This is a genomic window from Pseudomonas sp. 300, from assembly GCF_055803035.1.
Map to the genome: position 1 here is coordinate 551,073 of NZ_JAVLRV010000001.1, position 13,598 is coordinate 564,670.

General features: G+C 61.3%; 12 protein-coding genes and 1 pseudogene. 7 read left to right on the top strand and 6 right to left on the bottom strand.

Annotated elements, in window-relative coordinates:
* Positions 1 to 115: 115 nt before the first annotated feature.
* On the bottom strand, positions 116 to 1,903 hold the full coding sequence (locus Q7W83_RS02515; RefSeq protein ID WP_150632398.1) for a molecular chaperone: 1,788 nt from the start codon (positions 1,901 to 1,903) through the stop codon (positions 116 to 118).
* A gap of 229 nt (positions 1,904 to 2,132) precedes the next feature.
* Between Q7W83_RS02515 and Q7W83_RS02520 the strand changes: the two genes are divergently transcribed.
* On the top strand, positions 2,133 to 2,534 hold the full coding sequence (locus Q7W83_RS02520) for a lectin OAA family protein (protein ID WP_150632399.1): 402 nt from the start codon (positions 2,133 to 2,135) through the stop codon (positions 2,532 to 2,534).
* Between the two features lie 57 nt (positions 2,535 to 2,591).
* Here Q7W83_RS02520 and asd read toward each other — a convergent pair whose 3' ends face one another.
* The 3 genes from asd to Q7W83_RS02535 are packed head-to-tail and all read right to left on the bottom strand — an operon-like array spanning position 2,592 to position 5,864.
* Positions 2,592 to 3,452 carry an archaetidylserine decarboxylase gene (gene asd, locus Q7W83_RS02525; protein WP_008040415.1) on the bottom strand — a complete coding sequence of 287 codons (861 nt, stop codon included), beginning with the start codon at positions 3,450 to 3,452 and terminating at the stop codon, positions 2,592 to 2,594.
* A gap of 18 nt (positions 3,453 to 3,470) precedes the next feature.
* Positions 3,471 to 4,286, bottom strand: a complete 816-nt coding sequence (locus Q7W83_RS02530) for a rhodanese-like domain-containing protein (protein ID WP_150632400.1) — start codon at positions 4,284 to 4,286, stop codon at positions 3,471 to 3,473.
* Positions 4,287 to 4,325: 39 nt separating this feature from the next.
* The gene (locus tag Q7W83_RS02535; RefSeq protein ID WP_473655631.1) at positions 4,326 to 5,864 is read right to left on the bottom strand and encodes an HDOD domain-containing protein; all 1,539 of its coding nucleotides are present in this window, start codon (positions 5,862 to 5,864) and stop codon (positions 4,326 to 4,328) included.
* A 166-nt stretch (positions 5,865 to 6,030) separates the two neighbouring features.
* On the opposite strand from Q7W83_RS02535, the gene motA reads away from it, so the two are divergent.
* A complete protein-coding gene (gene motA, locus Q7W83_RS02540) occupies positions 6,031 to 6,882 on the top strand; it encodes a flagellar motor stator protein MotA (RefSeq protein ID WP_150639567.1) in 852 nt (283 codons plus the stop codon).
* A 3-nt stretch (positions 6,883 to 6,885) separates the two neighbouring features.
* Entirely contained in the window at positions 6,886 to 7,905 is a 1,020-nt protein-coding gene (motB, locus tag Q7W83_RS02545; protein WP_150632403.1) for a flagellar motor protein MotB, read from the top strand.
* A 93-nt stretch (positions 7,906 to 7,998) separates the two neighbouring features.
* Here the strand turns inward: motB and rsgA are convergent, their stop codons facing one another.
* Positions 7,999 to 9,030 carry a small ribosomal subunit biogenesis GTPase RsgA gene (rsgA, locus tag Q7W83_RS02550; protein ID WP_150632404.1) on the bottom strand — a complete coding sequence of 344 codons (1,032 nt, stop codon included), beginning with the start codon at positions 9,028 to 9,030 and terminating at the stop codon, positions 7,999 to 8,001.
* 107 nt (positions 9,031 to 9,137) lie between these two features.
* Between rsgA and orn the strand changes: the two genes are divergently transcribed.
* Positions 9,138 to 9,680 (top strand): oligoribonuclease, encoded by a 543-nt coding sequence (gene orn, locus Q7W83_RS02555; protein ID WP_150632405.1) that lies wholly within the window; start codon positions 9,138 to 9,140, stop codon positions 9,678 to 9,680.
* Positions 9,681 to 9,881: 201 nt separating this feature from the next.
* A complete protein-coding gene (locus Q7W83_RS02560) occupies positions 9,882 to 10,493 on the top strand; it encodes a trimeric intracellular cation channel family protein (protein WP_150632406.1) in 612 nt (203 codons plus the stop codon).
* Here Q7W83_RS02560 and queG read toward each other — a convergent pair.
* Positions 10,475 to 11,554, bottom strand: coding sequence for a tRNA epoxyqueuosine(34) reductase QueG (gene queG / locus Q7W83_RS02565; protein ID WP_473655632.1), 1,080 nt, complete (start codon positions 11,552 to 11,554; stop codon positions 10,475 to 10,477). The two genes, Q7W83_RS02560 and queG, sit on opposite strands and share 19 nt — an antisense overlap.
* A 63-nt stretch (positions 11,555 to 11,617) precedes the next feature.
* On the opposite strand from queG, the pseudogene Q7W83_RS02570 reads away from it, so the two are divergent.
* Together Q7W83_RS02570 and tsaE are read left to right on the top strand one after the other, a co-directional pair.
* Positions 11,618 to 13,116: pseudogene (locus Q7W83_RS02570) on the top strand (NAD(P)H-hydrate dehydratase).
* Positions 13,104 to 13,574: a tRNA (adenosine(37)-N6)-threonylcarbamoyltransferase complex ATPase subunit type 1 TsaE gene (gene tsaE, locus Q7W83_RS02575; protein WP_150632409.1), complete on the top strand. Its 471-nt coding sequence runs from the start codon at positions 13,104 to 13,106 to the stop codon at positions 13,572 to 13,574. Before Q7W83_RS02570 ends, tsaE begins: the two are co-directional and overlap by 13 nt.
* Positions 13,575 to 13,598: the final 24 nt, after the last annotated feature.

The following is a 13,598-nucleotide window of genomic DNA, read 5'->3' on the forward strand; positions in this document are numbered from 1 at the left end:
CGGGCAAGCCCGCTCCCAGAGTGACGCCTGCGAGTACAAAATTTGTACACGATGGAGATCCCTGTGGGAGCGGGCAAGCCCGCGATGGCGGCACCGCGGTCTTAAGGTTTCACCCTCAAAGCGTCTTCCACAACGAATCAAATTCCTCCTCAATACCCACCACGCCGCTCCCCGCGGCGTTGTCGTTTCTGGCCACCTCCAGCGAACGATAGGCGAACTGATTGAAGCTGTTGGTGCTCGCCACCCGCCGATCCAGGCCGGCCCGGCGCTCGTCACCGTTGGTGTTGATCAACACCTTGTGGCCTTCCTGGAACGGCAGTCGCGGGGCGAGCAGGGTGGCCGGCAAATCTATCGCGCTGATGGCCGGCAACAACAGGCCGCGCAGGTAGTGACTGTGATCGTCACGGGTGCGCACCAGTTGCAGGCCGCAAGGTTCGGCGTAAGGCGCGACTTGTTCGAGGCCCATTTGCGTTCCGCCACCGCGAACCTGACGAATCCAGCGCACCACGGCAATGCTCCAGCCTGCCCCCGCCGTGTCCTCGATGCCGACCATCTCGCCAGCCTGTAACTCGGCCGGCACTGCGCCGGGCCAGGCCAGGCAATACCCGCCCGGGCTGTGATTGATCACGGACAGGGTGTAGGTCGGAAAGTGGCGGTTACGGTCGGAGGCTTCGTGACTGTCGTCATTCTGCATTTGCGGGTATTCGATTTCTTCGTAGGGCAGCAGCGCATCGGCAGTGCCGTGGGGCGCCGCGTCGAAGGCATGGCTCCATTGGTCTTTTTCCCGGTGCGCGGGCGACGTCGCCGTGAACTGCGCACGACGGACGCCGGGATTTTTCAGGATTTCGCTGAACGGGCGTTGCCCGCCCAGATAGAAGTGCAGCGCGCTCATGCCCACGCACAAGGTCAAGCTGCCCTGACTGGCGGTGCGCTGGAAGCTGCGTTCGACCGCCTGGCCCCACGCGGCACTCAAGTGTTGCAGCGTATCCAGGCTCAGACCCGCCGGCACCGGGAGTGGCGACGTGCTGTCGGTTTTTTGCAAATGGGCCTCGATGGCCGCGACCAGCTGCTGCGGATCGAGTCCCAGCAAGCTCTCCTGTTGTTCGGGACGGAATTTCGAGCGATAACGCGGTCCGATATCGAGCTCCGGGGCGACGGCGAATAATCCATCGGCCGGCCTTTGCGGTTGCAGCTTGACCCATTTGCTCCACGGCTCCAGCACTTCGGCGAGCCGCGCGATCTGGTTCTGGCGCAGTTGATTGCAACGTGCGGCGCCCAGTAGCAGGGCGACTACGTAAGTCTGTTCGATGCTCAGGTTTTGCGTCTGGCTCGCCAAATCATCGCGCAGGTTCAGATGCTGCAGCCGATGGGCACAGGCGATTCGGTACAGCTGATGCAACTCCAGCCACACACCTTCCGGTACCGGGCAATAGAGTTGGGTGGCGCGGGTCAGCGGCCCGTTAAGGCAATGCATCGCACGTTGCAGCGCCTGGGCCAGCAGCGGCGCGCGGTCCTTGCTGAAGCGTGGCGTGATACGTACGACGATTTGTTTGTAGCCGATCGCCAAATGGCTTTGCAGCGCCTGGCAGAGGTTGGCGATCTTGCGTGAACGCTCGTCGAGGACAATCGACTGATGAAGGAAATGCCGCTCCAGGTGTTTGCAGACGTAATACACCTCGGGCCTTAACAGTTCGAGCATTTGCAGGCGATTGTCGCTGGGTGTCAGCAACTGGTTCAGTTCGCTCAAGCCTTGATAGAGCTGGCGAGCAGTTTCGCCGATGTTGGCTTTGGGCAGGTTGGCAATCCAGCGCTTGAGGTCGCGCGGGGTGGCTTCACAGAACGACAGACGCAGCTGTGCGGGGACAGGGGCGCGGAGCAGGAGGTGAGGACTGGTCTCATTCATGCCGTGGACAAACTCCAGCCGGGAAATGGGCCGTCAATGACCTGACTGTAGCAGCAATAACCTGTGGACGTGCGCGCTTACCCAGGTAGGCGCGGCGACCGTTTGTCTGTCAGCCGAGTGAGGTTCGGGTGTGCTACTAATCTGACAGACGTGCGACTGGATACGCACGGTCGTACGGCCTGCTGCCTGTGCCGGGCAGGTCTCTCGTAACTTCAAGGAGATGAAGTTTATGTCTAGATACGTAGTGGCAAATCAATGGGGCGGTAGTTCTGCACCCTGGCATCCGGGCGGAGACTGGACGTTAGGCGCGCGGGACAACCAGAAGGTTGTCGCCATCGACATCAGGTCGAGCGATGGCGGCAAGAGCTTCACCGGTACCATGACGTACTCGGGTGAAGGTCCCATTGGCTTCAAGGCTCAACGCACGGGCCAGAACCAGTACAACGTTGAAAATCAGTGGGGCGGCAACGACGCTCCATGGCATCCGGGTGGCAAGTGGGTCATCGGAGGCCGGGACAATCAGAACGTTGTCGCGTTGAGCGTGACCTCCAGTGATGGAGGGAAAAACCTCAGTGGCACCAATACCTACGCCAACGAAGGACCGATCGGCTTTCGCGGGCAGATAGAGTAACGGCACCATCGAAATGTCCGACCCCACGAAGACGTTCGTGGGGTTCGGATCAGGAGATCAGGCTTTTGGCAGGCCCATGCCCTGGCCCATCTGCACCGGCGAACCGGCCGCCAGCTCTTCAGCCCACTGCACTTGATCAGGCCCGAACAGCACAACAGCCGTCGAACCCAGCTTGAAACGACCCAGTTCCGCACCTTTTTCCAGGTGGATCGGCGCACGAGCCGCTTCGTCGTAGCGGAAGGTTTTCAGCTCGCGCTTCGGTGGCGTCACCAAACCCGCCCACACGGTTTCGATCGACGCCACAATCATCGCGCCCACCAGCACCACGGCCATCGGCCCGCGCTCGGTGTCGAAAATGCACGCCACACGTTCGTTGCGGGCAAACAATTCCGGAACGTTTTCAGCGGTGGTCTGGTTGACCGAGAAGATCCGGCCCGGAATGTAGACCATCTCGCGCAAGGTGCCGGCCAGCGGCATGTGCACGCGGTGGTAGTCCTTCGGCGACAGGTAAATGGTCGCGAAATCCCCGCCCATGAACGGCGCTGCGTTGGCCGCGTCACCGCCCAGCAATTCCAGAACGCTGAAACTGTGGCCCTTGGCCTGGAACACGCGACCGTGTTCGATCGGCCCGAGCTGGCTGACCGCGCCGTCGGCCGGGCTGAGGATCGCGCCCGGGGTTTCGTCCAGCGGACGAGCGCCGTCTTTCAGCGCGCGGGTGAAGAACGCGTTGAAGTGCTCGTAAGCCGTCAGGTCTTCGACCAGTGCCTGGGACATGTCCACCTGATAACGCTTGGCGAACCACGCGGTGAACGCATTCTTGAACCAGCGTACGCGGCATTCGGCGATGCAGCCGGCCAGTCGCGAGAGCAAGTGGTGGGGCAGCAGGTATTGGCTGAGGATAAACAAACGCTTATTCATTAACTGTCCTTAAAAACCTTAAATCTCTACAGGCGTATCGGGATGGTTACCCCATTCGCCCCAGGAGCCGGCGTAGCCTTTGACCCGCGGATAACCGAGGGACTTGGCCACCAGATAGGTGAAGCCAGAACGGTGGTGAGTCTGGCAGTGGGTAATCACTTCTTTGTCTTTGCTGATCCCGAGTTGTTCGAGGATCTGTGGCATGTCGGTGCGGATGCGCAGGTTGCGCGCCCGGTCCATGCCCGCGGTCCACTCGAAATTGACCGCGCCGGGGATGTGTCCGCCCTTGGCCGCCAGGACTTTCTCGCCGGAGTACTCCAGCGGCCCGCGCGCGTCCCAGATCGCCAGGTCGGCGGCGCCGAGACGGCTTTGCAAGTATTCGCGGGTGGCGGTGGGTTCGTCGTGCAGGGTCAACGCAACCGGGCCGCCGACCGCGGGAGGGATCTGGATCGACATGGGCGAGCCTTCTGCCAGCCACGCCGTCAGACCGCCGTCGACATAGTGATACTTGCTGTGGCCGATGACGTCCAGCAGCCAGATAAAACGCCCGGCCCAACCGCCGCCTTCGTCGTCATACACGACGTAGACCGCGTCGGGGTTGTGGCCCAACTCACCGAACAGCGCCTCAAGAGCCGCTTGCGGCGGCATCAGGCCCGGCGCAGGTGGCTGGCCGAGTTGCGTGCGTTTCGGATCGACAAAGCGCGCACCGGGAATATGCCCTTCGGCGTAGCGGGCGCTGCTGGTCAGGTCCACCAGAATCAGATCGCGGGCGTCGAGGCGAGGGAGCAAGTCGCTCGGTTCGATCACCAGCGGCAAGCCAGAGAAGTCAGACATGTGAGGTCTCCAGAGCACAAAGGGGGGGATTGTAGCGGGTCATTGGCCGCGATGGCTAAAGCTGTGCAGGGCTTTCTCGATGCACTGCGCGGTTTTGCCGAAGGCTTGCACGGTGATTTCCGAAAACGGCCCGCCGCCCTGGTCCGCCACCACGATCATGATTACGCGGCCGTTGTTGATCAGCGAGCGTAACAGCAAGTGCTCACCACCGAACTGCGAACGCAGGCTGGCCGGCAACAGCGCCGAAAATTGCGCGTTGTTGGCCGGTGTCAGGCGTACCTGGGCTTGTTGCGAAAGCAGACGTTGCAGCACGGTGCTTTGGCTGACCACGAAATTCTGGCCAGCGGTTTCTTTCGGCAGCCCGGCAATCTGGTGCACGCGCAGATTGGCATGCGTGCGGTCGGCCATCAGGATCATTACCCGTCGCATGCCGCACGCGACCAGTGCATCACGGGCCGAGTTGGTCAAATGCATGGCATTGGTGAAGCGACTCGGTTCCACCAGCAGTTCGGCGCATTGTTTGCGCCACTGGGCCAGGTCCTCGGCAGTCGGCGCCGGGGCGGGCAGCAGGCCGGCGTGAACATGGTGCATGCCCCACGGCCAGAGCAGCGCAACAGCCGGGTGCCAGAGGTCGGGCATGGCGTGCTGGCGTGCACTGTTGGCGGCTTGCTGGTGCAATTGCTGCTGCACCTCGTCCATTGGGATTTGCAGGTAAAGGCTGGTCAGGTACTGCCAGCGTTCACTGTGCGGACAGTCCCAGGCCTGCTGTGCCGACAGCGCCAGACCGTTGGCCAGCAACACCGTGTTGGCCGGCTGATTGAGCCAGCGACGCAACGTCGGATCGTCATCGAGACGGTTCTGCTGACGCAATGGGTGATCGCTGTCGCGCGCGATACGCAGGACTTTCACCAGTTCCCGTTGCTCATTGAGCAACAGCTTGTAGCCCTGCTGCACCCAGATCGGCAGGTGCCAGATACTCACCAATGCCTGAGCGATTTCCAGCAGGCGTACGCCGAATAATTGTTTCTCGACTTTTCGTGCGGACTCGCCTTTATGGATGACCCGCAGCTCCCATTCTTCAAGCAGATGCGGATGGGTCAACGCCAATGGCCAGAACGGCGATAAAAACAGCAGGCTGCCCCAGTGAATGTCCTGCCACAGCCGCGCCAGGCGAGCGGCGAAAAAGCCGTTGGCCTGTTGCGTCGCGTGCTGGCTGATCATCTGCAACTGACGCAGGGCTGCGGGAATTTCCGATTCCGGTGTCGCGGGCAGCCGGGCGAGCAGTTCTTCGGTGCGCTTCAAACCGAGGCGATTGATCGCCACCTCAAGGTTTTCCGCAGGCTCGGTCATGCTGCCGTGGGTGTGCCGGTTGGCTTCGCGAATCACGCTCAAGGCCAAGGCGGGGCTGCCCTGCATCAGCTCGGCGATATCGCGTAATGAGCTTCGGTTGTCGCCGATGGCCTTGCAGACTCGGTCATGACTGGCTTGCGGAACGGGCAGGTGCACACCATCCAGAAGCTTTACCCAGCCTTGGATAGTGTTCGGTTTTGGAATGGGTACGTTCGTTTCGTTAGCCATGGTTGGACGCGATCATCGTCTGCATTACCTATGCCCGAAGTGGGCCAAATTGGCTTTTCGCCTGAACTGGCTATAGTCTGGCGCAGTTTTGCCGATAAGTAGAAGAAGAGATTTTTTAACTTCCGAATATGACCTTGAACCCGACTCAGTAAGTGCTCTCCTACCTATGGCTAAAATAATCGGCATCATCGTCGTATTCGCGAGCGTGCTCGGCGGATACGTGCTCTCCCACGGCAAGATTGCCGCTCTGGTTCAACCCTTCGAGGTGTTGATCATCGGTGGCGCGGCCCTTGGCGCATTCCTCCAGGCCAACCCCGGCTACATGACCCTGCACGTGCTCAAGAAGTCCTTGAGCATGTTCAGTTCGCGGTTCAATCACGGCTACTATCTTGAAGTGTTGGGGCTGATCTACGAGATCCTCAACAAGAGTCGCCGCGAAGGCATGATGGCCATCGAAGGCGACATCGAAGATGCCGCCGCGAGCCCCATCTTCGCCAAGTACCCGTCGGTGCTCAAGGACGAGCGCATGACCGCGTTCATCTGCGATTACCTGCGCATCATGTCCTCCGGCAACATGGCTCCCCATGAGCTGGAAGGCCTGTTCGACATGGAACTCTACAATCTCAAGGAAGACCTGGAGCACCCATCCCATGCGGTGAACGGCATCGCCGACGCCATGCCCGGTTTCGGTATCGTCGCGGCGGTATTGGGTATTGTGGTGACCATGGCGTCCCTGGGCGAAGGCGATCAGAAATCCATCGGTCTGCACGTCGGTGCGGCACTGGTCGGTACCTTCTTCGGTATTCTCGCCGCGTACGGTTTCTTCGGTCCGCTGGCCCACTCCCTGGCCCACGATGCCAAGGAAGAACTGAACGTCTACGAAGCCATCAAGGCCTCGCTGGTGGCTTCGGCTTCCGGCATGCCGCCATCGCTGGCGGTGGAGTTCGGGCGCAAGGTTCTGTACCCGGCGCACCGTCCTAGCTTCGCTGAGCTGGAACAAGCGGTTCGCGGTCGTTAAGCCATGGAAAACAATCAGCCGATAATCATCAAGCGCGTCAAGCGCATCGCCGGCGGGCATCACGGGGGCGCCTGGAAAATCGCCTTCGCCGACTTCGCAACGGCGATGATGGCGTTCTTCCTGGTGCTGTGGCTGCTGTCCACCGCGACACCGGAACAGAAGATCGCCATCGCCGGTTACTTCAAGGACCCGGTCGGCTTTTCCGAAAGCGGCACGCCGTACATCATCGACCTGGGCGGTACGCCGACCCTGGCGCCGGAAAACACTCTCAACCCCGAAGTGAAATCCCAGCCGCAGCCGGACAAGGTGACGGTCGACGCCGAACAGGTCGAAGGCATGGCCGAGATGGTGGAGAAGGAACGCCTCGAACTGTTGCTGCAAGAATTGCAGAACAAGGTCGAAGAGAACCCGCAGCTGAAGAAATTCAAGGACCAGATTCTGTTCGAGATCACGCCGGATGGTTTGCGCATCCAGATCGTGGACGCCGAAAACCGGCCGATGTTCGACTCGGGCTCGGCACGTCTGAAACCGTATTTCGAAGACATCCTGCTGGCCATGGCCGACACCATCAAAGCGGTGCCGAACAAGATCAGCATCAGTGGCCACACCGATGCCAAGCCTTACTCGGGCAGCGGGGACTTCGGTAACTGGGAGCTTTCAGCCAACCGGGCCAACGCTGCACGTCGTGCATTGGTGGCGGGCAGTTATCCGGAGCAACAGATCGCACGAGTGGTCGGTTATGCCTCGTCGGCTTTGTTCGATCGCGAGAACCCGCTCAACCCGGTCAACCGTCGTATCGACATTGTCGTGCTGACCAAGAAAGCCCAGCGTGCCATCGAAGGTTCGCAAGGCGCGGAACCAACACCAGAGCCGACCCAGGGGCAGGGTGGCCCGGGTGAAGTGCCGGCCGACCCGAACGCGTTGCCGGCGGATAAAGAGCCGCTGCCGGCGCATGAGCTTCGTGAGCGTTTGAATCTGTTTGATGACCCGGCGCCGAAACCGGGTGAGCCGCCGAAGCAGTGACGCACAAAAAAGCCGCGAGATGATCGCGGCTTTTTTATTTCTGCGGGAAGCTGCTGATCATTTTCGTAGCGTCACGAAAATGATCAGGACTACTTAATAGCTGCTCTCCGGCAAACTCGCGATGATCGAGCGATAGCTGTTCATCCGTTGCTGCTGCACTCGGCCTTCTTCCAGCGCCTTGAGCAGGGCGCAACCCGGTTCGCGGTCGTGCTTGCAGTCGCGGAAGCGGCAGGTGCCGATCAGGTCGTTGAACTCGATGAAGCCGGCTTCGACATCGGCGCGGCTGACGTGGCCCAGGCCGAATTCGCGTATACCCGGGGAGTCGATCAACTCACCGCCACCGGGGAAGTGGAACAGGCGCGCAGTCGTCGTGGTGTGAGTGCCCTGGCCGGACAGCTCGGACAACGGGCCGACGCGAGTTTCGACCTCAGGCAGCAGGCTGTTGACCAGCGACGACTTGCCGACGCCGGACTGGCCGACGAACACGCTGATGCGCCCGTCCAGCTGTTCCTGAAGTTGCTCCATGCCATTGCCGTGGTGCGCCGACACTTCCAGTACCGGATAACCCAGCGTGCGGTAAACCGCGAGCAGGGCGTTCAGCGCCGGGGCGTTCTGCTCGTCGATCAAGTCGAATTTGTTGAGCAGCAGCAACGGCCGGATCCCGGCGTGCTCCGCCGCGACCAGGTAGCGGTCGATCAGATTTGCATGGGGCTCGGGCAACGGCGCGAAGACAATGACGATCATGTCGACGTTGGCGGCTACAGGCTTGAGCTGGCCACGGCTGTCCGGGCGGCAGAGTTCGGTCTTGCGCGGCAGTTGCGCCACGATCACCCCGATGCCCTGGTTGCCGGCACGCCAGACAACCTGATCGCCGGTCACCAGCGCTGGCAAGTTAGCGCGCAAGTGGCAGCGGAACACCTGGCCGGCCAAATCGCCATCGAGGGCTTCGACTTCGACCTGCACACCGAAGTGCGCGATCACCAGGCCGGTCTGTTCCGGGCCCAGGTCGCCACCCTCAAGTGCCTCGACAGCCGAGGACTCGCGTTTGGCGGCGCGGGCAGCGCGTTCGCCCTGAATCTTTTCGATGCGCCAGTTTTGACGACGATTGAGTTGGCGTTTGGCCATGGGTGTTCCGTATCAAGAATGCAGCGATTAGGTAAAACGGCCGCGAGTTTAGCACGCCCGGGCGCCGCCCTAGGCTAAACTGCGCAGCATTGCCTAGGAGCCGACACATGCTAAACCCGCAGAATCTGATCTGGATCGACCTGGAAATGACCGGTCTGAACCCTGATACCGACGTCATCATCGAGATGGCCACCATCGTCACCGACAGTGATCTGAACACCTTGGCTGAAGGGCCGGTGATCGCGATCCACCACAGCGATGAAATCCTCGCCGGCATGGACGAGTGGAACACCCGTCAACACGGCGGCTCGGGCCTGACCCAGCGTGTGCGCGACAGCCGCATCAGCATGGCCGAAGCGGAAGCCGAGACCATTGCCTTCCTGGAAAAATGGGTGCCGAAGGGCAAGTCGCCGATCTGTGGCAACAGCATCTGTCAGGATCGTCGCTTCCTTTATACCCACATGAAATCCCTGGAAAGCTATTTCCACTACCGCAACCTCGACGTCTCGACCCTGAAAGAACTCGCTGCACGCTGGGCGCCGGACGTGCGCGACAGCTTCAAAAAGGGCAGCACCCACCTGGCGCTGGACGACATCCGCGAATCCATCGCCGAGTTGCAGCACTACCGCAAGCATTTCATCAAGTTCTGATTCGAAGGTGCCTGGTCCGGCCCCATCGCGAGCAGGCTCGCTCCCACAATGGGCCTGTGTTTACCGGCCAATGTGGAAGCGAGCCTGCTCGCGATGGCGTCCGCACAGTCAATCTTGATGGTCGGGTTGATTCTCCAATGCCCTCTTTTGGTGCCGGGACTAAATGGCTAGACTGCGCGCCTTCCCGCAAGGACTGCCACCATGTTGCTGATGCTTTACCTGATCGCCATCACCGCCGAAGCCATGACTGGCGCACTGTCTGCCGGCCGTCGCGGCATGGACTGGTTTGGCGTGGTGCTGATCGCCTGCATCACGGCGTTGGGCGGCGGTTCGGTGCGCGACGTGCTGCTCGGTCACTACCCGCTGACTTGGGTCAAACACCCGGAATACCTGGTGCTGACCTCGATCGCGGCGATGGTCACTGTCTTCACGGCACGCTGGATGCGTCACCTGCGCTCGCTATTTCTGGTGCTCGACGCCGTGGGTCTGGTGGCGTTCACGCTCATCGGCTGCATGACCGCGCTGGAAATGGGCCACGGCATGCTGGTGGCCTCGGTCAGCGGCGTGATCACTGGAGTGTTTGGCGGCATCCTGCGCGACATCTTCTGCAACGACATCCCGCTGATTTTCCGTCGCGAGCTCTACGCCAGCGTGTCGTTCGCGGCGGCGTGGTGCTACATGTTGTGCCTATACCTGAACGTGCCGGGCGAGCAGGCGATTCTGATCACCTTGTTCGGCGGCTTCCTGCTGCGCTTGCTGGCGATCCGCTTCCACTGGGAAATGCCCAAGTTCGTTTATAACGACGAAGCCTGACGTTCGGCGTGTTGCTTCAACGCCCATTCGACGTGCTCGCGAACCAGTTCCGACGGGTATTCCCGTCGTGCCTTCAACGCCTCAAGCACCGGAATGCTTGACGGCGCATTCCCCAGCCCCACCGCCAGATTACGTAACCAGCGCTCATAACCGGCTCGACGCAATGGCGAGCCTTCGGTGCTGCTCAGAAACCGATCCTCATCCCACATGAACAACTCAGCCAGTTCGGCGTTGTCCAGGTTGTGCCGTGGCTTGAAGTCGCTTTCGCCGGACGGGCGAGCGAAGCGGTTCCACGGGCAGACGATCTGGCAGTCGTCGCAGCCGAAGACCCGATTGCCGATCAATGGCCGCAAGTCTTCGGGGATCGCGCTTTTCAGTTCGATCGTCAGGTAGGAAATGCAGCGTCGGGCATCCAGCACATAAGGGCCGACAAAGGCGTTGGTCGGGCAGATGTCGAGGCACGCAGTGCAGCGGCCGCAATGTTCGGTGCTGTGGGGCGGGTCGACGGGCAGCGGCAAGTCGACAAACAGCTCACTGAGGAAGAAATAACTGCCGGCCTTACGATTCAAGACCAGGGTATTTTTGCCGATCCATCCAAGGCCCGCCTGTTCCGCAATGGCTTTTTCCAGCACCGGCGCACTGTCGACATACGCGCGGTAGCCGAACGGGCCGATGACCGCCTGAATCTTTTCTGCCAGTTGTTGCACACGTTTACGGATCAATTTGTGGTAATCGCGGCCCAAGGCATAACGCGACACGTAGGCTTTTTCCGGTTGGGCGAGGCGTTTGGCCATTTCGGTATCACCCGGCAGGTAATCCATGCGCAGGGACACCACCCGAAGCGTGCCGGGCACCAGCTCCTCCGGATGTGAGCGTTTAGTGCCGTGGGCACCCATGTAGTCCATTTCGCCGTGGTAACCGGCTTCGAGCCAGCGTTCCAGGTGCTGCTCATGCTCGGCGAGATCCAGGCCGCTGATGCCGACTTGCTGAAAGCCGAGCTCGCGGCCCCAGTCCTTGATGGATTGGGCGAGGGCGGGCAGGTCTGTGGTAATAGCGGGCATGAGGCGAGAGAAACCGGAGCTGAGGTGCGTATAATTCTGCCAGACATCGGAGCCCGAAGACGCATGCCGCACACTAAAGATGATTTACCCGACGCGCTGTACAGCGCCGCGCAAGTGCGGGCCCTCGATGCGAGCCTGATCGCGGCCGGTACGCCGGGCTTCGAATTGATGCATCGTGCGGCGCGGGCGACCTGGCGTGCGTTGGTCCGGCAGTGGCCGACGGCCAACGAACTGACGGTGGTCGCCGGCCACGGCAATAACGCCGGTGACGGCTATCTGGTCGCGGTGTTGGCCAAGCGTGCTGGCTGGCACGTGCGCGTGTTGCGGTCGGTGAGCCTCAGCGTTTGCAGGGCGATGCCGGGTTGGCCTGTGCCGAGGCCCGTTCCGAAGGCTTAGCCATCCAGGCCTGGAGCGCGCAATCGGATTTGCGCGGCGTCGTGCTGGACGCCTTGCTCGGCACCGGTCTGACGGGCGAGGTGCGAGAGCCCTGCGCCAGCGTCATCGGGGCGATCAATGCCAGCGGCCGGCCGGTGGCTGCGGTAGATATTCCTTCGGGACTGTGTGCCGATACGGGGCGTGTGCTCGGCGTGGCCGTTCGGGCGGATCTGACCGTGACCTTCATTGGTCTGAAACTCGGTCTGTTCACGGGGGATGCGGCGGATGTGGTGGGCGAATTGGTTTTCAATGATCTGCAAGCGCTGCCTGAGGCGTTCACCGGGGTCGCCATCAGTGCCCGACGCCTGGCGGCTGGCAATTTGCCGCGTCTGGCGGGACGAACGCCGACGGCCCATAAAGGCAAATTCGGCCACGTATTGCTGATCGGCGGTGATCGAGGCTTCGGCGGGGCGATTCTGTTGAGTGCGCAAAGTGCGCTGGGCAGCGGCGCTGGCATGGTGTCGGTGGCCACTCGCAGCGAGCATGTGCCGGCCGCACTGGCGAGAATTCCCGAAGCGATGGTGCTGGGCACTTCGTCGGCGAATCAGCTGATGGGATTGCTGCAAAAGGTTTCCGTGCTGGTGGTCGGTCCGGGCTTGGGGCAGGCTTCATGGGGGCGAAGCCTATTGTCGGCGGCGGCCAATGCGCCGCTTGCACAAGTCTGGGACGCCGATGCGTTGAATATGCTGGCGGGCGAACTCGTCACCTTGCCCAAGGGCTGCGTGATCACGCCGCATCCGGGTGAAGCGGCGCGGTTGCTGGGAATGTCCACGGCCCAAGTGCAGGCGGATCGACCGGCTGCAGTCCACGCATTGAGCAAAAAATACACAGCTGTAGTGATTTTGAAAGGAGCCGGCAGCCTGATCGCCAGCCCCGATGGGCGCATGTCGGTGTGCCATCAGGGCCATCCGGCCATGGCCACCGCCGGTCTGGGCGATGTGTTGGCCGGTCTGGTCGGTGCGTTGCTGGCCCAGGGCATGGACGCGTTCGATGCGGCCTGCCTGGGAGTTTGGCTGCATGCCAATGCCGGCGCGCAACAAGGTAAATCGGGCCGTGGGCTGGCGGCCAGTGATCTGATACCAGCCATTCGTCAGTTGTTGGAGGAGCAAGCACCGTGTCTGAAGTAACCCTGTACCTGGCTGATGAAGAGGCGATGACCGCGTTTGGCGCCCGCATCGCGAAAACCACCGAAGGGCACGGTCTGATTTTTCTGGAAGGGGATCTGGGGGCGGGGAAAACCACGTTGTCCCGGGGCATCATCCGAGGCCTGGGGCATGTGGGCGCGGTAAAAAGTCCGACGTTCACCCTGGTAGAACCCTACGAGATCGGTGAGGTCCGCGCCTTCCATTTTGATCTCTATCGTTTGGTCGACCCTGAAGAACTGGAGTACCTCGGCATCCGCGATTACTTCGAAGACGATGCCTTGTGCCTGATCGAGTGGCCCGATAAAGGTGCAGGCTTTTTGCCAAAGCCTGACCTGACCATTACCATTAGCCCGCAAGACAGCGGGCGTTCGCTGAAAATTTTGTCCCAGGGCTCGCGTGGCGAGTCGTGGTGTGCCGCTTTGGCATTGGAAACCAATTAAATGATGGGGTCTGGTATGCGCTTT

Coding starts and splice junctions, on each gene's coding strand:
- Q7W83_RS02515 (WP_150632398.1), bottom strand. CDS start 1,903: ATGAATGAGACCAGTCCTCACCTCCTGCTCCGCGCCCCTGTCCCCGCA.
- Q7W83_RS02520 (WP_150632399.1), top strand. CDS start 2,133: ATGTCTAGATACGTAGTGGCAAATCAATGGGGCGGTAGTTCTGCACCC.
- asd (WP_008040415.1), bottom strand. CDS start 3,452: ATGAATAAGCGTTTGTTTATCCTCAGCCAATACCTGCTGCCCCACCAC.
- Q7W83_RS02530 (WP_150632400.1), bottom strand. CDS start 4,286: ATGTCTGACTTCTCTGGCTTGCCGCTGGTGATCGAACCGAGCGACTTG.
- Q7W83_RS02535 (WP_473655631.1), bottom strand. CDS start 5,864: ATGGCTAACGAAACGAACGTACCCATTCCAAAACCGAACACTATCCAA.
- motA (WP_150639567.1), top strand. CDS start 6,031: ATGGCTAAAATAATCGGCATCATCGTCGTATTCGCGAGCGTGCTCGGC.
- motB (WP_150632403.1), top strand. CDS start 6,886: ATGGAAAACAATCAGCCGATAATCATCAAGCGCGTCAAGCGCATCGCC.
- rsgA (WP_150632404.1), bottom strand. CDS start 9,030: ATGGCCAAACGCCAACTCAATCGTCGTCAAAACTGGCGCATCGAAAAG.
- orn (WP_150632405.1), top strand. CDS start 9,138: ATGCTAAACCCGCAGAATCTGATCTGGATCGACCTGGAAATGACCGGT.
- Q7W83_RS02560 (WP_150632406.1), top strand. CDS start 9,882: ATGTTGCTGATGCTTTACCTGATCGCCATCACCGCCGAAGCCATGACT.
- queG (WP_473655632.1), bottom strand. CDS start 11,554: ATGCCCGCTATTACCACAGACCTGCCCGCCCTCGCCCAATCCATCAAG.